This window comes from Acidobacteriota bacterium (assembly GCA_016712445.1).
In the GTDB taxonomy this organism is placed as follows: domain Bacteria; phylum Pseudomonadota; class Alphaproteobacteria; order Caulobacterales; family Hyphomonadaceae; genus Hyphomonas.
Window position 1 is genome coordinate 505,080 of record JADJRB010000001.1, and the last position, 18,222, is coordinate 523,301.

Below are 18,222 nucleotides of genomic sequence, written 5' to 3' on the forward strand. Positions count from 1 at the left end.
CATCCATGACCCGCGCCTTGCCCTGGCTGCTCATTCTCCTCGCTGTCCTGCAACCGCTGTCTGCCGCCTTTGCTGCGCTGACGGGGCTTGGTACGACGATCGGCGAGGCGAGCCGGAACATCGATGCGCCCGAACAGCCGTTGCCGGCCTTCTTCTCGATCTGGGGTGTGATCTTCCTCGCCTCCGGCGCGTTCGGCGTCGCCGGCCTGCTACGCCCGGCGGCCTGGTATGCACAGGTGGCCCGGCCGCTGCTCATTGCCGGCGCGCTCAATATCGTCTGGATGGTGAGCGCCCAGCTGATCGCGCTGCAACCGCTCGACTACCTGTTGCTGTTCCCGATCCTGATCGCCTCCTGGCGCGCCGCAGCGCTGCTCGACGACATTCCGCCGTCCGAACCGAAGGTCACCTGGCGCCTCGCCGACCTCGCGTCCGGCCTCCTGTCGGGATGGATCGTCGCGGCCGTCGCCGTTTCAACGCCGCTCACCCTCCGAAGCCTGACGACGCTGGGCCCGACCGATTTTCCCTGGCCGATGTTCTGGACGACCATCGCCTGCGCCGGGCTCGCCGCCTTGGTGTTTGCGGTGCGCATCAGCCGAACACCGTGGTTCTTCGTGGCGCTCAGCTGGGGCCTCGTAGGCATCGCGCTCAACAACTGGCTTCGCACCGGCCTGCACTGGATCGCCATCATGGCGGTGGTCGCAACTGCGACAATCCTGCTGCTGCGGGTGACGCGCGGGGCAAAGCGCTCTAAACCGGGTGCATGACGACTTTCACTGTTCCTTCGCCTGAAAAACTCCTGCTTGCCATCGATACGTCCGCCTGGCCGGCCTGGGCCGTCGCCATCTGGCCGAATGCCGTGAAATGGGGCCTCGTGCTCGCAGCGGTCGCGCTAATCTGGATCGTGTCCGCGCTCGTGCGCCAGATCATCCTGTTCGTCGGCCACCGGCTGACCAAGAACAAGGAGGAGTTCGAGAACTCGTCCTGGGCGCTGGCGGGCTCAGCCGGCCGCGTCCTGTCCTTCATCGTACTTCTGCCCTTGCCGCTCGGCCTGGCGGGCTATGACTGGCGCGGACTGATCGACAAGTACGGGCCCGGCGTTTTCGGCGCCATCGTCGTGATGGGCGTCGCCGTCGTCGCTGCCAACCAGATCGCGAGCTCCCTGCGCCGCTTCGGTGCGCGGGCACACGCCCATTCCGGCGCGGACGACACGCTGATCGCCTTCTCGGCCTCGCTGGTGAAATACATCATCTTCGCGATCGCGCTGGTGCTGGCGCTGTCGCAGCTCGGCTTTCCGGCGGCCTCGCTTGCGGCCGTGCTCGGTGCGGCTGGCCTCGCGATCGGCCTGGCGCTTCAGGACACGCTGAAAGCGGTCGCAGCCGGCGTGATGCTCGCGATCTTCCGCCCGTTCCGCATCGGCGACTATGTCGGCGTGGCGAACCTCGAAGGCACCGTGACCAACATCACACCGTTCACCACCTCACTGCGCCAGATCGACAACAAGATCATCTCGATCACCAATGACAAGGTATGGGGCGATCCGCTGATCAACTTCACGGCCGAGCCGCAGCGCCGCCTCGACCTGTTCTTCGACATTTCGTACAATGACGATATCGATCATGCGCTGTCGGTGCTGATGGGCATTGCCAACGACCACCCGCATGTCCTCCAGAAATCCACGACCTGGGCAGGTGTGCACGCGCTCGCCGAATCCAGCGTGCAGCTGCGGCTGCGCGCCTGGGTCGCGACCTCGGATTTCCTGCAGATCCGCGCCGACCTCAACAAAACCGTGAAGCAGACCTTCGACAAGGAAGGCATCTCGATTCCGTACCCGCACCAGGTGCAGGTCGACGATCCGGGCAGCATGAAGCGCCGCGCCGAACAGCGCCAGAAGGAACTCGGCCTGCGCGCGGCCGAGAAGCCAGCGCCGTCGCGTGAAGTGTCGGCAGACGTGCCGGACGATGACGGCTCGGACGACTGACATGGCCGCAGCGCCGGACGACCCCGCATCGCCTCCGGCCGCCCCCGCGCCTCCGCCGGCGCCCGCGCCAGCAGCTGCGGCAAAGCCCGCCCGCAAGCCGTTCCTCAAGCGCACGTTCAGCCTGTCGATCGGCCAGGCGCTGCGCCTGCTCTTCCTCAGCACCTTCGTCGGCTTCTTCGTGCTGGCCTTCAACTATGCGCCGGACGGCACGACGTTCGATGTCGGCGGCGCCTTCACAGCCATCGTCCACCGCGCCCTGACCGCCATTGGCTGGGCGCTGGAGAGTTTCTGGAAGCCTGCCCTTGCGGGCGGTGTCGTGGTCCTGCCGCTCTGGGCAATCTGGCGGCTGATCCGGTCGGCTTTCCCCAAGGCGTGATCTGACCCGGCGTCAGTCTCCACAAGTCGCCCGGGCGGCCTATACTGGACCCAACACATTCGGAGGATACGGCCATGGATACATCCAAACTCATGTTCAAGGACGGGCTGATGAAGGATGAGCGCATCCTCGTCACCGGAGGCGGCACAGGCCTCGGCAAGGAAATGGCCGAAGGTTTCCTGAAGCTCGGCGCTGAAGTGCACATCTGCGGCCGGCGCGGCGGCGTCTGCGAGGAAACCGCCAAGGAACTCATGGGCAAGCATGGCGGGAAGGTGGTGCCACACGCCTGCGACATCCGCGTGGCCGAAGCGATCACCGATATGAACGACGAGATCTGGGCCAAGCACGGGCCCCTGACCGGCCTCATCAACAATGCCGCGGGCAACTTCATCAGCCGCACCGAGGATCTCTCGATCCGCGGCTTCGACGCCATTTCCAACATCGTGTTCCGTGGCACCTTCTACATGACGCAGGACATCGGCAAACGCTGGATCAAGGGCAAGACGCGCGGCAACGTCTGCTCGATCCTGACCACCTGGGTGTGGAACGGTGGCCCGTTCGTCGTGCCCTCGGCCATGTCGAAAGCCGCCGTCAACGTGATGACCCAGTCGCTGGCCATCGAATGGGGCCGTTATGACCTGCGCTTCAATGCGATTGCGCCGGGACCGTTCCCGACTGAAGGCATGTCCAAGCGCCTGTCGCCGGATGCCGATGGCGCGGAGCGCATGGAGCGGGGCGTTGCCAATCCGATGGGCCGGGTCGGCGAGATGCACGAGCTGGTCAACCTGGCCGTGCTGCTGATGGCGCCCGGCGCCGAGTATATCAACGGCCAGACCATCGCCATCGACGGCGCGATGTACAACGCGTCCGGCGGCAACTTCTCCATGCTCACGGCCTGGGGCGACGAGCAATGGGCCGCAGCCCGCGCGGCCATCGAGGCCACAAACGCGCAGGACAAGGCGAAACGGACCGTGTAGTCAGGTGGATGCCGGCGCCGCGGGGCGCGCCGGCATCACGCTGAACGGGGACAAGGCATGCAGCAGGCGAACCGGGACATCTTTCCCACCCCGGCGATGCTCGCGCGCTTTGCCAACATCACACCGCTCCTGAAGAACGAAGCCGTCGAGACGGCCTTCATGCGCCACGAGGTCATCTCGGTGCGCGCCAAGAAGATGTTCCACCGGCTGGGCCTCGTCTCGATGGTCCTGATCGGCGGGAGCGCCATCTACACCATTGCAGAGGCGCTGTTGTTCAAGGGCGCCAGCAACCAGGTGGTCAGCCTCACGGCCGCAATCGCCGCCGCCGTCGGCATTGCCGCGCAGATCTATTCGCTCGTGGCCCAGCTGAAGAGCAAATGGCTCGTCAACCGCTTCGCCTGTGAGCGGCTGCGCTCGATCAAGTTTCAGGCCTATGCGCTTGCGGCGACGGCGCGGGACGAGGCCGAACTGGACCTGCGCGCGCGCAAGCTGACCGCGACCGAGATCGCCAAGCTCGAGAGCGAGCTCAACATGGGCATCTCGATCTTCGAAGCCTTCGTGCCGGAAAAGTGCGTGGCGGTGCCCGAGCCCGGGCCGGGACCGTCGAACCCGGACATCGTCAGCGAAGCCATTACCGCGTTCCGCGAACTGCGCCTGCTCTACCAGGACCGGTATGCGGCCGCCGAGCTCCACCGGCTGCGCGAGAACCGCCGCGCGTTCCACTCGGCAGCCGACATCCTGTATTTCTCCGGCGCCGTGCTGGTGCTGCTGTCGCTGGTCGCCAAGACAGTGCCGGGCGTGACGATCAGCGCCTGGGTCGATTTCCTCGCCATCTCCGCCTTCGTCCTCTCGATCTCGAAGACCGTGCTCGACAGCGCTTCGCTGACCGAGCCGTCCGCCGCGCGCTTTGTGCGCTACCGCGAAGACATTGCCGAGGTCGAGCGGCGCATCGAGCATGGGGCAACGCTGGACGTCGCGGTGCCGCAGATGGAGCGGATTGCTCTGGGCGAGCTTGAGGAATTCTGCGACGCGTCGAAGTCGATCAACTACCGGCTCTGATCACATCACAATCGCGACCTTGCCGACAATCGAGCGGTCGCGCATCATTTCGAAGGCGCGGCGCCAGTCGGCCAGCGGCACTTCAGCGTAGATGCGCGGGCGCACCTTGCCTTCCTCCGCCAATTTCCAGATCGCCGCCAGGTTTTCCTTTCCGCGGTCCGGAAATTGCCGGCCATACTCGCCGGCCCGCACGCCAACCACGGAGAATCCCTTGATCAGCGGCATGTTGACGTTGACGGACGGTATGCGGCCAGAAGTGAAACCGATGATCAGCAGGCGGCCGTCAAACGCGATGCAGCGCACGCTCTCATCGAAGACGTCGCCGCCGACCGGATCGTAGATGACGTCCGCGCCGCGCCCGCCGGTGAACGCCTTGACCTCCTCGCGGAAACCGGAGTCCGGCAGCACGAGATCGGCGCCGTAGTCCTTCAGGATCGCGCGTTTCGCTTCGGAGCCGGAGGTCGCGATGACTTTTGCGCCGAGCAGCTTGCCGACATCGACCGCCGCGAGGCCGACGCCGCCGCTCGCGCCGTGCACCAGCAGCGTCTCGCCCGGTTGCAGGTTGCCCCGCCTCACCAACGCCACGTAGGCAGTGAGATAGGCGGCGCCGTAGGACGCCGCCGCCGCGAAGCTGATCGCTTCCGGTTTGTGACGCACGGCAGATTGCGGCACGCAGATGTATTCGCAAAAGGCCCCGACCCGGTTGCCGCCGGCGACTGCATCGCCGGGCGCCAGAGCCGTGACGCCTTCGCCGACCGCATCCACGATGCCGGCAAATTCCATGCCCAGCACGAAGGGCAGGTCCGGCTTCAGCTGGTATTTGCCTTCGGTCATCAGGAGGTCGGGGAAGTTCAGGCTCGCGGCCTTGATCCGCACCCGGACTTCTCCGGCAGCGGGCGCCGGAACATCGCGGTCTTCGAGGGCAACCCCGCCATAGTCGGGCTCCAGCGCCCGGCAGACGAGCGCCTTCATGCCGGCACGCGCGCGGCCTTCGCGAACGTGTCGTGCACCATCTCGGCGGTTTCCTGGCACGCCTTGCGCGAGCCGGGCGAGATGAAGGTGAAGGCCGTGAAGGCATGCGCGAGGGAATCGTAGCGCTTGTGCATCACCGGCACGCCGGCGGCCTTCAGGCGCGCTGCATACTCATCGCCCTCGTCGACCAGCGGGTCATGGCCCGCCGTCACCACCACGGCCGGTGGCAGGCCGGTAAGGTCGCTTTCCTGGCCGGGCGAGACGAGCAGGTCCTTGTAGTCGAAGTTTTCCGGCAGGTATTGCTGCATGAACCAGTCCATCGTGTCCTGACTCAGCGAGAAGGTATTCGCGAAGGCCGTTTTCGACGGGTAGTGTTTCGAGATGTCGATGGCGGGATAGATCAGCAGCTGCAAGGCTGGCATCGGGCCGCCCTCGCGCTTCATCAGCTGGCTGATGATGGCGGAGAAGTTCCCGCCCATCGAGTCGCCGCCCACGGCCGCCTTGCCCGCCGGCGCGCCGAACTTCTGCGCATTCGCAACGCCCCACTTGTAGGCCGCGATGCAATCCTTGAGACCGGCGGGGAAAATGTGCTGCGGCGCCAGGCGATAGTCGACCGACAGGACAGGCGCCTGCGCGCCCTGCGCGAGCATCGCGCACCAGGCATGGCAGGTGTCCATGTCGCCGATCACCCCGCCGCCCATGTGGAAGTAGACGATCAGCGGATGGCGCGGGTCCTGCGAGGCGGGACGGTAGAGGCGCGCCGGAATTTCATTTCCGTCAGGGCCAGGGATCGTCAGTTCGCTGATATCGGCGCCGTTGCTCGGCACATCCGCCAGCAGGGCGAGCTGCGTCTTCACGGCCTGCTGGACGACCTCCGCCGGCAGCGACGACAGCGGCGGCGCGGCGCGCCCGTTCCAGGCCATCATCTGCAATTGCGGCTCAAGCGTGCGCCCCTCGACGGTGATCGGCTCGCCGCCGGTCATCTTGACGATGAGGTTTCCCGGGAGGCTCGAAAACACCTTGGCAATGACGCGCTGCAGGTTGCTCATGGCGGGACGTCCTTCTGTTTTGCCGGGCGATGATGGTCCGCTTTGGCGGCGGCGCCAAGGGGTATCGCCGGGTGAGAGAACGCTGCCGCCGGCGCCGCGTGGTTAACGCTGGATCATCGCGCGCGAACCCGCGAGCACAAGGCTGGACGCGAACCGCGTTGCGCCTTCGACATCGACCGGGCGGCGTTGCAGCATGTAGTCGCCCATCTCGCGCGCAATGCCGATGGCGGCGGCGGTGAGGTATTCAAGGTCGAGCCCGGCTGCAGCGCCGCCGGACAGGGCGACTTCCAGGTCGGTGCGGATCTCTTCGGCGACTGCCAGCATTTCGGGTGTATCGACCCGCACCCCCATCAGCGCCAGGTGCGGCGCGCCGGCCTTGATGGCTTCCTCGTTTTCACGGGCGATGAAGCTGAAATAGGCCCGGAAGGCATGCTCGATATAGTCTTCCAGCGAGGTCGTGCGGGCGCGCACCTCCGACAGGTGCGCCCGGAACCGGTGGGTCGAGTCCTCGGCAATCGCCTGGAACACTTCTTCCTTCGACTTGAAGTAATTGTAGAAGGTGCCGGAGGCGAGTTCGGTCTCGCGGATGATGTCGCGCACGGTGGTTGCTTCATAGCCGATGAGCGCGAACACGCGCCGCGCCGCTGACAGGATCGCCCGCCGGTTGGCTGCCTTGGTGTTGGCCCGCTTGCCACTCGCGCGCGCGTCCGTGCCGATATCTGCCATGAAAACTGCCCTGTACTCTCTCCGCCTCACACCCTGCACGAGGCGTCATGTGGCGTCAACTTTGTTCCCTCAGGGGATGTCTTCCGGCTTTCGCCCCGGCCGGGCCTTGTACGGCGGAAACGACCAGCCGAACTTCAGCGCGCCGCCCCGGATGGCGAAGGCCGCGACGGCCGCCGGCACCGCCGCCCACATCATCGGCAGGCCGGCGAGATCGAGGCCGACATAGGCGGCAGCCCCGACGAGCGCGCAGGTGACATAGATTTCCCGCTGCAACAGCACCGAAGGCTCGCCCGCCAGCTGGTCGCGCAGCACGCCGCCAAAGGTCGCCGTCAACACACCCATGACGATCGCCACGACCGGCGAGCCGGTGACGTCCAGACCCTTCCAGGCACCGAACACGCAATAGGCCGCCAGCCCGACGGCATCGAGCCAGAGCAGGAGCTTGTAGCGCGACTCGAACAGGTGCGCGGTGAAATAGACGACCACGGCGGTCGCTGCGCAGACCACGAGATAGGCAGGGTTGGCCACCCAGAAGACCGGCACGCCGAGGATCAGGTCGCGCACCGTGCCGCCGCCGACCGCCGTCATGCCGGCAAAGAACAGGAAGCCGATGACGTCCAGTTCCTTGCGTGACGCCGCCAGTGCGCCAGTCGCCGCGAACAGCGCGATGCCGGCATAATCGAGGACAAGGATCGGATTCATGGCTGCGGCCTTTCGGGATAGAGCGCCTCGACCATGGCCCGCAAGGCCGCCTTCAGCCGGTCCCAATCCGCCGCAGACGCCAGCGGCAGGCCCGAAAAGCCGCCGAGCGCGGCGCCCGACATCGCAGCCTGCTGCACCGCGCCGATCAGCAGCGCATTGATCGCCGGTGCGTCAGTGCCGGCAGGCGGCGGCGCAGCCGCGCGCAGCAAGGGAATGATCCGGCGCGTCATCGCTGCCGAACGCGCAGCGGCCATCTTGTGCACCGCCTCGCCCGTGCCGGTCATCTCCCAGCCGATCAGCTGGCGCATCAGCGCGTCGCCGCGCAGCGCGTCGAGCAGCGCGTCAAGGAAGGCGGCGACCACCTTGCCATAAGGCGCACCCGGCGGGGCGCGCACATCGGCCAGCGCCTGCTCGGCCCACTCGGCCGCCGCTTCGCCGATGGCGGCGATCAGGCCGTCCGTGCCGCCGAAATAGCGGTAGATCAGCTGCTTGTCGCAGCCCGCCTCGCGCGCCACCGCGTTGACGCCGAAGGCCGCATACCCTTCGCGCGCGACCAGCCGCTGGGCCGCCTCCAGGATGGCCCGCTCGGTGCCTTCCCGGTCCCGGCTGCGCCCTGAACCTGTCGCTCCTGCAGTCGCTTTCATGCGCGGCTCCGAAAATTGTCTCCGACCGGTGATATGGCGCATTGCAGATGTCACCAAGCAGTGATAATACGTTTGTCACCACTCGGAGACAAGATCCATGCCGCGCCCCATCCTCGCCTTCGCCAGCGTTACCTTCGCCGTCGCCTTCAACGTGCCTTACGTGCTGCTGGCCTCAAGCTTCGGCTATCCGGCGATCCTGCGGGAACCGGCAGGCGAGGTGCTGGCTGCCTTCACGGCCGGCGGGCCGGCGCTCATCCTCACCTGGTATGCCTTCTTCTGGGCGGCGCTGCTGTTCGTGCCGCTCGCGGCAGCCCTTGCGATCAATCGCGACCGGATGGCCTCAGCCCCGGGCCTGGCGGTAGGCGCCGCCCTGGCGGGCGCCTTGTCCGGCGCGCTGCAGGCGGTCGGCCTTGCGCGCTGGGTGTTCGTGATACCCGGTGTCGCAGCCGCACACGCCGCGGGCGATCCAACCGCGGCGCCGATGTTCGACCTGCTGAACGCTTATGGCGGCGTCGCCATCGGCGAACATCTCGGACAGCTCCTGCTGGCATTGTTCGCCGGGCTGCTTGGCACTGTTCAATGGCTGGAGGGCCGCCGCTTCACGGGCGCGCTGGGTCTCGCGAGCGCGCTGGCGATCACGCTGGGCACCGGCGAAGGCCTGATGCTGGCGCTTGGCAAGCCGGGCGACCTGTTCTCGTGGTTCACCGTGGGCGGCTTCCTGATCCTGTCCTCATGGCTGGTCTCGACCGGCCTGTCGCAGATGCGCGCGAAGTGAGCGGCTCTCACGCATCGTCATCGACGACGCTCGCCTTCGCCGCAATCAGCGCATCGCGGCGGCGGCGGCGGAGCACGGTGAACACAATGCCGAACACGACGCGTATGACGATCAGCAGCAGCACGCCGAGCAGCGGTTGGCCGAGGCCGAAGGCGATCCCGGCGCCGAGGATGATGGCGACGTGCAGCGTGACGATGCGGCCATACGGCGCCGCCATTTCCGCATCGAGGCTGGTGCGGCGATACTCACCGCGGCCGAAGAAATCGAAGATGTAGTAGAGCAGGCTGACACCCGCGATGGCCGCCACGAACCAGCCCATCTCCGGCGCTGTCGTCAACGCCCAGCGCACCAGACCGTCCGGGGACGGAAAATCATCCTTCCCGGCAAAGACCGCAAGGAACACGCCGTGTCCGTAGCAGAAGCCGCCATAGTGGACGGTGAAGAACGGCACCATGAACAAGGCGCCGAAAATGTTGGCCGCATTCGCCGCGACCGTGCCCAGCATACGCAGGATGGTGAACACGCCGATGACCAGGTTTTCGAGCCAGTAGAGCGCGACCAGCGGCACGGCGCCCCAGCCGAACGCGAACACTGCAATCACCGGCAACAGGTCGACGCCGAAACTGACCCAGGACAGGGGATCCCTGTAAGCGCGCGCAATCTCGGACGGGTCGAAGAAACGGCCGGTCATTCCGCCGGCTTGGGCACGATCTTCGGCAGGTCGACCTTGGCCGGCGTGTAGACAACATTGCGGCCGGGCGACCATTCGCCATTGGCGAAATATTCCGACGTCATCGCCATTGCGCCCTGGTCGGTGAAGCGTCCGGTGGAGCGCACGCGCGTGATCGTGTCGTGCCCCGTCACTTCTTCCTCCGCCGTCCAGCTGCCATCATCGCCGAGCACGAACGTACCCGTTGTGTGGAAACCGGCGCTGGTCACGTAGACGTACTCGAGGCTGCCGGTCTGGCTGTTCTCATAGATATAGGTGATGCCGCCATACGAGCCGTCTTCGAGCGCGTGGCGGTTGACCAGCACGGTGCCGCCCAGGTCCCAGCTCCAGGCCGACACGTCGGCCGGGCCGGACTGGCTCTCGTCGGCCGGTTCGCTGCGCCAGGTCTTGCCCGCGAGCTTCGTAAGCGGCCCGAAGGTCTGCACCTGCTCCGCCGACGGCGCGGGCGGCAGCGCGGGCGCAGCGCCCGGCCAGCACGCGCAGGCCGACAGGAGAAGGCTACCTGCCGCCGCAAGAAACAGGCGGCGCATTGCGGCGCTCATGACGTGGCGAACCATCAGAAATTCCTCCCGGCGCCTCAATAGCCCAGAAAATCATAGGCTGGGAAGCTGAAAGGATCATGGGGCGCAAGGCCCTTGGACCCGTTCGGATTGTCGTAGTTGCCGGTCAGGATCTCGAAATGCAGGTGCGGGCCTTCGGCATTGCCGGTGGCGCCCATCTGCCCCACCGGCTGGCCGTACCCGATGGATTCCCCGAGCACGATGGTCGGATCGAAACTGTCGAGGTGGGCATAGCGCGTGTAGACGCCGTGGCCGTGATCGAGCAGGATCTGATTTCCGTAGCCGGAGGAAAAGCGCGCTTCGATGATGCGTCCGGGCGCCGCCGAATAAATGGTGCCAGGTGGGCGGCTCGTCAGGTCGATACCGGCGTGCAGGCGTCCGTTCCGGTCGCCGAAGCCGGACGCGAGGCAGACATCATTGACAGGCGCCGTGACGACGACGACCTGCCCCACCACGATTACCGGCTTGTAGTCCAGGATCCAGCGCTCGGCATCCGCCATCGGCGCATTCGAGACCCCCATGCCCGTGCAGAGCTTCAGGAAAGCATTCGGCTGGAACGGCCCCTGCGGCGGATTGCGGACGTCGCCGGGCGGACCATAATCCACCGGCGGTCCGTACACGATGATCGGCGCGGGCTGCGAGGCGCAGGCCCCCAGGAACAGGAACGCAAGGACGAGTCCCCAGGGGCGCAAGTTCACGCCGTGACCTTCGCCCGCTTCGCGCCGCGCTCGATTTCCTTCAGCAGGTCCTTGCAATAGACGTTGAAGTCGACCTGCATCCGGTGGCGCGGGCTGTCATAGAAGTGACCGAGATGCTGTTCCTCATCGGCCTTGGTGATACGGTCCATTTCGTCCGCAGGCGGAAAGGCATACTTGCCGGTGAGAACCGCAGCCACTAGTTTCGACTGCTGCTCTGCAAAGTTCACCAGCGTCGGCAGCGGCTGGGCGAGCCCGAGGAAGAACAGCGTCTCCCGGCCCGGCTTCACCATCCGTTTGTAGAGCGGGAACACGTTGTCTTTCGGCGTCAGTTCGTCCTGCCGGAAGAACGGGAACGTGGTCGAATAGCCGGTCGCCCAGATGATCGCATCGACCTTCTCGCGCGTGCCATCGGTGAACACCACGAGGTCGCCGTCCAGCCGTTCGATACCCGGTTTCGGGATGATGTCGCCACACCCTACCCGGGTCAGGAATTCTCCGGATACGGAAGGGTGCCCGTCCAGCGGGTCATGGTCCGGCTTCGGCAGGCCGTAGTCTTCCATGTTGCCGATCGTCTTGCGGATCGTCGCCTTGGCCAGCGAGCGGCCAAGCTTCGTCGGCATCCAGCCGGGCAGCGCGGCCTTGTCGGCCGGCTTGCCGTTCATGTATTTCGGCAGCACCCAGACGCCGCGCCGCATCGAGATGAACAGCCGCTCCGCCAGCGGGCGCTGGGAAAGCTCGGAGGAGATATCCATCGCCGAATTGCCAGCGCCGACGATCATCACGCGCTTGCCGCGGAAATCGTAGGGGTCGAACGGGTCGCGGTAGTGGTGCGAGTGGACCTGGTAGCCGTTGAACGTGCCGGGATAGGTCGGCATCCGCGCGTCCCAGTGATGGCCGTTGGCGACGCACACGGCGTCATACTCGCGCAGCTCCCCGGTCGACAGCTTCACCCGGTAGCGCCCGCCCGGCAGGTCGGTCACATCTTCCACCGCGGTATTGAAAGTGATCGTCTCGCGCAGGCCGAAATGATCCACATAGTCGTGGAAATATTGCAGCAGCTGGGCGTGATGGGGGAAATCCGGCCAGTCTTCCGGCACCGGATAGTCCTCAAACGCCAGGCGCCACTTCGACGTGTCGATGTGCAGCGACTGGTAGCAGGACGAGACCCCGTTCGGGTTGTTGTAGTACCAGTTGCCGCCGATATTGTCCGACTTCTCGAAACAGTCATACGGCAGGCCGAGATCCTTCAGGCGCTTGGCCATCGTGAATCCGGAGCATCCTGCCCCGATGATGCAGGTTTTCGGCTTTGCCGCCGCGTCAAAGGCCATGATGGTCTCTCCTTACCTTGCGCGAACCCGTTTCCATGAGTCCGCTGCGATGTTATCCGGCTTCAATTGGGCGTCAAACACGAAAGCGGGCCGCACTGCATGAGCGATGATAAGCCGGAAGTGCCTGACATGGCGGCCCTGATGATGCAGAGCGCGCATGTGATGAGCCAAGTGGTGCCGTGGGGGAATGAGGTCAATTTCAGTGTCTCCAAGATCGAGCGAGGCCATGTCTGGGGCCGCCAGCCGTGGCATGAGAAGCTGGTGGGCGATCCCGAGACCGGCGTCATTCATGGTGGGGTGATCACCACCTTCCTCGACAACCTGTGCGGCATGGCCTGCACCGCCGCCATGACCGAGATGCGCTTTGTCGCCACCATCGACCTGCGCATCGACTACATGCGCCCGGCCGAAGCGCGCCGGGAAATCATCGGCGAAGCGGAGTGCTACCACATCACCCGCACGGTCTGTTTCACGCGCGCCTGGGCCTATCACGAGACCCGCGACAAGCTGATCGCGACGGCAGCCGGCACCTTCGCCATCAACAAGCCCCGCCTCGGCAGCGGCCGGAGCAAGGACAAGTCATGAACCCGCAGCTGACCAATCCGCGCGCGGATGAAATCGACGCCATCCTCGAGAAGATGCCCTTTGCCCGCACGCTCGGCATGCGCTGCGAAGTGCTGGGCGACGAGATGACCGCCATCCTGCCATTCCAGGAAAAGCTGATCGGCAACATCGCCATCCGCGCGCTGCATGGCGGGGCGATCGCCTCCTTCCTCGAGCTGACGGCGATGCTGCAGGTGTTCCTGGTGTCCGACATGCCCCGCCCGCCGCGCCCGGTGAACCTGACCATCGATTACCTGCGCCAGGGTCATGCGAAGGATCTCTACGCCCGCGCCTATCTGCTCAAGATGGGCCGCCGGCTCGTTTCGGTGCGCGCCGAAGCCTGGCAGGAGAACCGCGCCGAGCCGGTCACGGCCCTGATGGCGCATTTCATGGTCGCGTCCGACTGATCGCGTCCGGCTGCCGCAGACCCTTCACGCTCGGCCCCGGCGTGCTATCCTCTTTCCAACCCGAACCGGCTGATCCTTGGTGAACACATGAAACTCCCTGTCCTCGCGCTTGCTTTCGCTGCCACCTTCGCTGGCGGCTGCGCCACCGCGCCCGCTGCCCACGCCGACGAAGGGCTGAAATGGATGAGCGGCTGCTGGCGCACCCAGGACCAGTCTTACAAGGAAGTATGGACCAAGCCGGACGCCGGATACCTGTTCGGCTACTCGATGACGTATGACGAGACCGGCACGCTTGCCTATTTCGAGCAGAGCCGCATCGATGGCGGCGCCCCGGCCGTGTTCAACGCCTATCCGAACGGCTTCGGCCCGACCGAGTTCACCGAGGAAAGCCGCGGCAAGAACACCATCACCTTCTCGAACGCCTCGCACGACTATCCGCAGCGGGTGACCTACACCCGCAAGGGCAGCCGGATGACGGCAACGATCTCGCTGACCAACGGTGCCCGCGCCGTCACCTGGGAATTCCGCAAGTGCTGACCGGCCGGGCGCCGGCCTAGTCGTCCGAGCCCGGATCGTCTTCTTCCACCACCGGCGCTCCACCGAAGCGGCCGCGCCAGTCGTCCGTCAGGATCGGCGCGAGATCAGCGGCCGGCAGGGTTGCGTAGAAGGAGCCCTCGGCATAGGCGCCAATGTCGTAGGGCGAGAACAACAGGCTGATGCCGCCCACCTTGCCGGTCTCCGTTGACGGTTCGAACACGAAGCGGCCTTCGTAGATGTCCGGAATCTCGGGCGACGGCGCCAGCGTTTCGCGCAGGCTCGCCTCGACTTCTGCAGCGTCCTCCGCCGCGTGTCCGCGCTCCAGCTTCTCCGCCACCAGTGCCTTGACCGCCAGTTCATGGAAAGCCGCCTTGTCGGCGATGAAGGCCGACAGCGGCAAGGCCGCGCTCTCGCCCCGGCGATAGATGCCGCCGCCGAGGAAGTAGTTCGGATGCGCGCCGCCGGTAAAGGTGCCGACATAGTCGCTGACCGAGATCACGTCATCAAATACGCCAGTTACCTTATGGGTGATGTCGAGCGTGTAGCCCATGAACCAGGGTTGCTCGCCCGTCACGGCGGCGTCCTCGTCTGCACTCTTGCGGTCGGCATCAGCCGAGGCGGCGAATTCATCGATCTGGTCACGCGCCGCCGTCCACAGCCGCCAGGCGAGCGGCGGGTCGAACGTGAGGATATCCGGATCGATCTCGGCGGTGGCGGTGTAGTTCTCGCTCTCCAGCGTGGTGGACAGCTGGAAGCCCTCGGGCACGGCCGGCGCAGCCGCCTCACCGGCCGATTCGGGCGTCACCGCCGCTTCACTTGCGGCGGCGTCGGTTGCGGCGTCTTCCGCCTCGGGCGCACACGCGGCCAGCAGGAACGCCGCCAGGGTTGAGGCCGCAATCAGTCGAAACATGCGAGTTATTTCCCTTCAGAGGCTGAGCAGTTCGGCGTCGCCGCCCTGCGCCGTGATGTTCACACTTACCACCCGCTCGGTGGCAAAACGATGGAGATAATGCGGTCCGCCTGCCTTGGGTCCGGTGCCCGAAAGGCCCTCGCCCCCGAATGGCTGCACGCCGACCACGGCCCCGATCATTGAGCGGTTCACATAGGTATTGCCCGCCGGCATCGCGGCCTTCACGGCGGCATGGAAGCTTTCCAGCCGCGAGTGGATGCCCAGCGTCAGCCCGTAGCCTTTCGCGTGCAGCGCTGCCCCGGTGGCCGCAATATTGTCGGGATCATAGCGCAGCACATGCAGCACCGGCCCGAAGGTCTCCTCGGTGATCTGGTCGAGCGACTTGAGCTCGACCAGCGCCGGGCCGAAGCCGCAGCCGCCGGCGCCCATCGCGCCCGGGTCGATCTGGTGCAGGACTTTCGCCTCCGTCGCCATGCGCGCCAGATGCTTCTCGAGCAGCCCGCGCGCTTCGGCATCGATCACCGGACCGGTATCGGTGTCGGGCAAGGCCGGATCGCCCATCTTCAACTCGTTCATCGCGCCCTTCAGGCCTTCGATCAGCGTGTCGGCGGTGGCGTTCGGCAGGAAGGCGATGCGCAGCGCCGAACAGCGCTGGCCGGCCGAGCCGAAGGCTGACACGATCATGTCGTCGATCACTTGTTCGCGCAGCGCCGTGGTGTCGACGAACAGGCCGTTCAGCCCGCCGGTCTCGGCGATCAGCGGAATGATCGGCCCGTCGCGGTGCGCGAGCGTTCGGTTGATCAGGCGCGCGGTGGACGTGCCGCCGGTGAAACAGACGCCTGACACGCGCAGGTCCGCTGTCAGTTTCGCGCCGACTGTCTCGCCGCGCCCCGGCAGGAGGTGCAGCGAGTCCACCGGCAGGCCGGCTTTGTGGAACAGGCGCACCGCCTCGAAGGCAATCAGCGGCGTCTGCTCGGCGGGCTTCGCCACGACCGTATTGCCGGCCGCCAGCGCCGCAGCGATCTGGCCGGTGAAGATGGCGAGCGGGAAATTCCACGGACTGATGCAGCAGAACACACCTCGTCCGTGCAAGGACAGATGGTTGGTTTCGCCCGTCGGCCCCGGCAGGCGCACGGGCGCTGCGAAGTCAGAGGCCGCCTGCTGCGCATAGTAGCGGCAGAAATCCACCGCCTCGCGCACTTCGGCAATGCCGTCCGGCAAGGTCTTGCCGGCTTCGCGCGACATGATGGCGATCAGGCGCGGCGCTTCGGCCTCCATCGCATCGGCCATTGCATGCAGGTATTCGGCGCGCTTTGCGCCGCCCAGCGCATCCCAGGCCGGCTGCGCCGCCACGGCCGCATCAAGCGCACGATCGATTGTAGCGGCGTCGGCTTCCAGCGCCGCGCCAATAACGCGCGACGTATCGGCCGGCGCACGCACCATGTCGCCTCCGCCGCTGACGGCCTGTCCCGACACGAGCGCGCCCGCGGCCAGCGCCGGACCGTCATCCAGCGCCTTCACGGCTGCCGCAAACCCGGCGCGCACCCCGGCCTGGCTGAGATCGTGCCCCATCGAATTCCTCCGTCCACTGCCATAAAGGCGCGGCGGCGTGGGAATGCGCGGATGCCGGCGCGGGCCAACTTCCACCTTGGCCACAGGGTCAGTCACGACCTGCTCGGGCGGCACCGCCTCATCCAGGAAGGAATGCACGAAGCTCGTGTTCGCGCCGTTCTCCAGCAGACGGCGGACGAGGTAAGGCAGCAGGTCTTCATGCGCGCCGACCGGGGCGTAGACGCGCACGCGCCCGCCCGCATCGGCCGCCTCATAGAGCGGCTCGCCCATGCCGTGCAGGCGCTGGAATTCGAACGCAGACACGCCGGCTGCGCCCGCCAGCAGGTCAACCGCCGCCAGCGTGTGCGCATTGTGCGTCGCAAAGCAGGGATAGATCGCCGGCGAAGCGGCCAGCATCGCCTTCGCGCAGGCGAGGTAGTGCACATCGGTGCCCTGCTTGGTGGTGAACACCGGGAAGTTCGAATAGCCTTCGACCTGCGCGTTCTTGATTTCGGAGTCCCAATAGGCGCCCTTCACGAGCCGCACCATGAACCGGCGCCCGGTCACCTCGGCCAGCGTTGAAAGCCGCTCGATCACCGCCAGCGCCCGCTTCTGGTAGGCCTGCACCGCAAGCCCCAGTCCCGTCCAGCCGTCCAGCGACGGCTCCCGTGCCAGCTTCTCGAAGATCTTCAGGCTGATGACCAGCCGGTGCGCCTCTTCCGCGTCGAGGCAGAGGCCGATATTCGCCGCCTTGGCCTGCTCGCAGAGCTTCAGCACCTTCGGATACATCTCGGCCATCACGCGCGCTTCCTTGACCGCAAGGTAGCGCGGATGCAGCGCCGAGAGCTTGACCGACACGCCATTGGCATGTTCCGGCAGCAGCGCCGGGTCCTTGTCGGCCGCGACGGCCGCGATGGCGTTCTCGTAGGCCTTGAAATAGCGCGCCGCGTCTGACGCGGTGCGCGCACCCTCGCCCAGCATGTCGAACGAGAAGTGCGCCGCATCGCCCGACTTCACCATCCGCCGGCCGCGCTTCAGCGCTTCCTCAACCGTCCGCCCAAGGACGAACTGTTCGCCCATGATGCGCATCGCCTGCATCATCGCCGCACGGATCACCGGCTCGCCGCTCTGGCGGATCAGGCCGCCGACGAAGGCCGATGGCCCTTTCTTCGCGCTTTCCGGCGCGCCGATGACACGGCCGGTCAGCATCAGGCCCCAGGTGGACGCGTTGACGAGCCAGCTGTCAGATTGTCCCTGATGGGCGCCCCAGTTGCCGGAACGGATCTTCTCCGCGATCAGGTCATCGCGCGTCGCCGCATCCGGCACACGCAGCAACGCTTCGGCAAGGCACATCAGCGCGAGACCTTCGGAATTGGTCAGGCCGAATTCCTCGAGGAAGCTCTCCATCATGCCCTTGCGCCGCCCTTTGGCCCGCGCCAGCGTCACCAGCTCGCGGCCCCGGCGCACGGCGCCCTCGCGCACGGGTCCGGGCAGCACGCCCTTTTTGAGCAAGCCCTCGAGGAGCGCCTCCTCATCAGCAAATTTCAGGGCGTCGAGCGCATCCCAGTCGACCGGGAGCGAGGCAAGTGTATCAGGCATGGGAACAGGCGGGCTCACTAGGAAAGAGGCAAAGTCTTGCG

20 protein-coding genes are annotated in these 18,222 nt (G+C 66.1%); 9 read left to right on the forward strand and 11 right to left on the reverse strand.

Annotated features, from left to right (window positions below; translation table 11 throughout):
- Positions 1 to 5 precede the first annotated feature (5 nt).
- The 5 genes from IPK75_02600 to IPK75_02620 all read left to right on the forward strand — a co-directional run bounded on the left by IPK75_02600 (position 6) and on the right by IPK75_02620 (position 4,390).
- Positions 6 to 764: a hypothetical protein gene (locus IPK75_02600; protein MBK8197234.1), complete on the forward strand. Its 759-nt coding sequence runs from the start codon at positions 6 to 8 to the stop codon at positions 762 to 764.
- Positions 761 to 1,978, forward strand: coding sequence for a mechanosensitive ion channel (locus tag IPK75_02605; protein ID MBK8197235.1), 1,218 nt, complete (start codon positions 761 to 763; stop codon positions 1,976 to 1,978). Before IPK75_02600 ends, IPK75_02605 begins: the two co-directional genes overlap by 4 nt.
- Before the next feature lies 1 nt (position 1,979).
- Positions 1,980 to 2,354, forward strand: coding sequence for a hypothetical protein (locus tag IPK75_02610; protein ID MBK8197236.1), 375 nt, complete (start codon positions 1,980 to 1,982; stop codon positions 2,352 to 2,354).
- A gap of 74 nt (positions 2,355 to 2,428) precedes the next feature.
- Positions 2,429 to 3,331 carry an SDR family oxidoreductase gene (locus tag IPK75_02615; GenBank protein ID MBK8197237.1) on the forward strand — a complete coding sequence of 301 codons (903 nt, stop codon included), beginning with the start codon at positions 2,429 to 2,431 and terminating at the stop codon, positions 3,329 to 3,331.
- Positions 3,332 to 3,388: 57 nt separating this feature from the next.
- Complete coding sequence (locus tag IPK75_02620; protein MBK8197238.1) at positions 3,389 to 4,390, forward strand: hypothetical protein; 1,002 nt, start codon at positions 3,389 to 3,391, stop codon at positions 4,388 to 4,390.
- Here IPK75_02620 and IPK75_02625 read toward each other — a convergent pair whose 3' ends face one another.
- The 5 genes from IPK75_02625 to IPK75_02645 form a co-directional block, all read right to left on the reverse strand.
- A complete protein-coding gene (locus IPK75_02625; GenBank protein MBK8197239.1) occupies positions 4,391 to 5,362 on the reverse strand; it encodes an NADPH:quinone oxidoreductase family protein in 972 nt (323 codons plus the stop codon).
- On the reverse strand, positions 5,359 to 6,411 hold the full coding sequence (locus tag IPK75_02630) for an alpha/beta hydrolase fold domain-containing protein (GenBank protein MBK8197240.1): 1,053 nt from the start codon (positions 6,409 to 6,411) through the stop codon (positions 5,359 to 5,361). The genes IPK75_02625 and IPK75_02630 overlap by 4 nt, the downstream gene beginning before the upstream one ends.
- Before the next feature lie 102 nt (positions 6,412 to 6,513).
- A complete protein-coding gene (locus IPK75_02635) occupies positions 6,514 to 7,137 on the reverse strand; it encodes a TetR/AcrR family transcriptional regulator (GenBank protein ID MBK8197241.1) in 624 nt (207 codons plus the stop codon).
- Between the two features lie 69 nt (positions 7,138 to 7,206).
- A complete protein-coding gene (locus IPK75_02640) occupies positions 7,207 to 7,839 on the reverse strand; it encodes a trimeric intracellular cation channel family protein (GenBank protein ID MBK8197242.1) in 633 nt (210 codons plus the stop codon).
- Positions 7,836 to 8,483 carry a TetR/AcrR family transcriptional regulator gene (locus IPK75_02645; protein MBK8197243.1) on the reverse strand — a complete coding sequence of 216 codons (648 nt, stop codon included), beginning with the start codon at positions 8,481 to 8,483 and terminating at the stop codon, positions 7,836 to 7,838. Before IPK75_02645 ends, IPK75_02640 begins: the two co-directional genes overlap by 4 nt.
- A gap of 97 nt (positions 8,484 to 8,580) precedes the next feature.
- Here IPK75_02645 and IPK75_02650 point away from each other — a divergent pair, with 97 nt between their 5' ends.
- Complete coding sequence (locus IPK75_02650; protein MBK8197244.1) at positions 8,581 to 9,258, forward strand: DUF4386 family protein; 678 nt, start codon at positions 8,581 to 8,583, stop codon at positions 9,256 to 9,258.
- Between the two features lie 7 nt (positions 9,259 to 9,265).
- Here IPK75_02650 and IPK75_02655 read toward each other — a convergent pair whose 3' ends face one another.
- From IPK75_02655 to IPK75_02670, 4 genes are read right to left on the reverse strand one after another with little or no spacing between them, the layout of a single operon-like run.
- Positions 9,266 to 9,949: a hypothetical protein gene (locus IPK75_02655; GenBank protein ID MBK8197245.1), complete on the reverse strand. Its 684-nt coding sequence runs from the start codon at positions 9,947 to 9,949 to the stop codon at positions 9,266 to 9,268.
- A complete protein-coding gene (locus IPK75_02660; protein ID MBK8197246.1) occupies positions 9,946 to 10,545 on the reverse strand; it encodes a hypothetical protein in 600 nt (199 codons plus the stop codon). Before IPK75_02660 ends, IPK75_02655 begins: the two co-directional genes overlap by 4 nt.
- A gap of 20 nt (positions 10,546 to 10,565) precedes the next feature.
- Entirely contained in the window at positions 10,566 to 11,246 is a 681-nt protein-coding gene (locus IPK75_02665) for a M23 family metallopeptidase (protein MBK8197247.1), read from the reverse strand.
- Complete coding sequence (locus IPK75_02670; GenBank protein MBK8197248.1) at positions 11,243 to 12,574, reverse strand: NAD(P)-binding domain-containing protein; 1,332 nt, start codon at positions 12,572 to 12,574, stop codon at positions 11,243 to 11,245. Before IPK75_02670 ends, IPK75_02665 begins: the two co-directional genes overlap by 4 nt.
- A 99-nt stretch (positions 12,575 to 12,673) precedes the next feature.
- Here IPK75_02670 and IPK75_02675 point away from each other — a divergent pair, with 99 nt between their 5' ends.
- The 3 genes from IPK75_02675 to IPK75_02685 all read left to right on the forward strand — a co-directional run bounded on the left by IPK75_02675 (position 12,674) and on the right by IPK75_02685 (position 14,121).
- Positions 12,674 to 13,159, forward strand: a complete 486-nt coding sequence (locus IPK75_02675; protein ID MBK8197249.1) for a PaaI family thioesterase — start codon at positions 12,674 to 12,676, stop codon at positions 13,157 to 13,159.
- Complete coding sequence (locus IPK75_02680; protein ID MBK8197250.1) at positions 13,156 to 13,584, forward strand: PaaI family thioesterase; 429 nt, start codon at positions 13,156 to 13,158, stop codon at positions 13,582 to 13,584. The genes IPK75_02675 and IPK75_02680 overlap by 4 nt, the downstream gene beginning before the upstream one ends.
- A gap of 87 nt (positions 13,585 to 13,671) precedes the next feature.
- The gene (locus IPK75_02685) at positions 13,672 to 14,121 is read left to right on the forward strand and encodes a hypothetical protein (GenBank protein ID MBK8197251.1); all 450 of its coding nucleotides are present in this window, start codon (positions 13,672 to 13,674) and stop codon (positions 14,119 to 14,121) included.
- A 16-nt stretch (positions 14,122 to 14,137) separates the two neighbouring features.
- Here the strand turns inward: IPK75_02685 and IPK75_02690 are convergent, their stop codons facing one another.
- The gene (locus tag IPK75_02690) at positions 14,138 to 15,031 is read right to left on the reverse strand and encodes a hypothetical protein (GenBank protein MBK8197252.1); all 894 of its coding nucleotides are present in this window, start codon (positions 15,029 to 15,031) and stop codon (positions 14,138 to 14,140) included.
- Positions 15,032 to 15,046: 15 nt separating this feature from the next.
- Positions 15,047 to 18,181 carry a bifunctional proline dehydrogenase/L-glutamate gamma-semialdehyde dehydrogenase PutA gene (gene putA / locus IPK75_02695; protein MBK8197253.1) on the reverse strand — a complete coding sequence of 1,045 codons (3,135 nt, stop codon included), beginning with the start codon at positions 18,179 to 18,181 and terminating at the stop codon, positions 15,047 to 15,049.
- Positions 18,182 to 18,222 lie beyond the last annotated feature (41 nt).

Bases quoted from the DNA above. Each gene is read 5' to 3' on its own strand.
- IPK75_02600 (MBK8197234.1), top strand. From the start codon at position 6: ATGACCCGCGCCTTGCCCTGGCTGCTCATTCTCCTCGCTGTCCTGCAA.
- IPK75_02605 (MBK8197235.1), top strand. From the start codon at position 761: ATGACGACTTTCACTGTTCCTTCGCCTGAAAAACTCCTGCTTGCCATC.
- IPK75_02610 (MBK8197236.1), top strand. From the start codon at position 1,980: ATGGCCGCAGCGCCGGACGACCCCGCATCGCCTCCGGCCGCCCCCGCG.
- IPK75_02615 (MBK8197237.1), top strand. From the start codon at position 2,429: ATGGATACATCCAAACTCATGTTCAAGGACGGGCTGATGAAGGATGAG.
- IPK75_02620 (MBK8197238.1), top strand. From the start codon at position 3,389: ATGCAGCAGGCGAACCGGGACATCTTTCCCACCCCGGCGATGCTCGCG.
- IPK75_02625 (MBK8197239.1), bottom strand. From the start codon at position 5,362: ATGAAGGCGCTCGTCTGCCGGGCGCTGGAGCCCGACTATGGCGGGGTT.
- IPK75_02630 (MBK8197240.1), bottom strand. From the start codon at position 6,411: ATGAGCAACCTGCAGCGCGTCATTGCCAAGGTGTTTTCGAGCCTCCCG.
- IPK75_02635 (MBK8197241.1), bottom strand. From the start codon at position 7,137: ATGGCAGATATCGGCACGGACGCGCGCGCGAGTGGCAAGCGGGCCAAC.
- IPK75_02640 (MBK8197242.1), bottom strand. From the start codon at position 7,839: ATGAATCCGATCCTTGTCCTCGATTATGCCGGCATCGCGCTGTTCGCG.
- IPK75_02645 (MBK8197243.1), bottom strand. From the start codon at position 8,483: ATGAAAGCGACTGCAGGAGCGACAGGTTCAGGGCGCAGCCGGGACCGG.
- IPK75_02650 (MBK8197244.1), top strand. From the start codon at position 8,581: ATGCCGCGCCCCATCCTCGCCTTCGCCAGCGTTACCTTCGCCGTCGCC.
- IPK75_02655 (MBK8197245.1), bottom strand. From the start codon at position 9,949: ATGACCGGCCGTTTCTTCGACCCGTCCGAGATTGCGCGCGCTTACAGG.
- IPK75_02660 (MBK8197246.1), bottom strand. From the start codon at position 10,545: ATGGTTCGCCACGTCATGAGCGCCGCAATGCGCCGCCTGTTTCTTGCG.
- IPK75_02670 (MBK8197248.1), bottom strand. From the start codon at position 12,574: ATGGCCTTTGACGCGGCGGCAAAGCCGAAAACCTGCATCATCGGGGCA.
- IPK75_02675 (MBK8197249.1), top strand. From the start codon at position 12,674: ATGAGCGATGATAAGCCGGAAGTGCCTGACATGGCGGCCCTGATGATG.
- IPK75_02680 (MBK8197250.1), top strand. From the start codon at position 13,156: ATGAACCCGCAGCTGACCAATCCGCGCGCGGATGAAATCGACGCCATC.
- IPK75_02685 (MBK8197251.1), top strand. From the start codon at position 13,672: ATGAAACTCCCTGTCCTCGCGCTTGCTTTCGCTGCCACCTTCGCTGGC.
- IPK75_02690 (MBK8197252.1), bottom strand. From the start codon at position 15,031: ATGTTTCGACTGATTGCGGCCTCAACCCTGGCGGCGTTCCTGCTGGCC.
- putA (MBK8197253.1), bottom strand. From the start codon at position 18,181: ATGCCTGATACACTTGCCTCGCTCCCGGTCGACTGGGATGCGCTCGAC.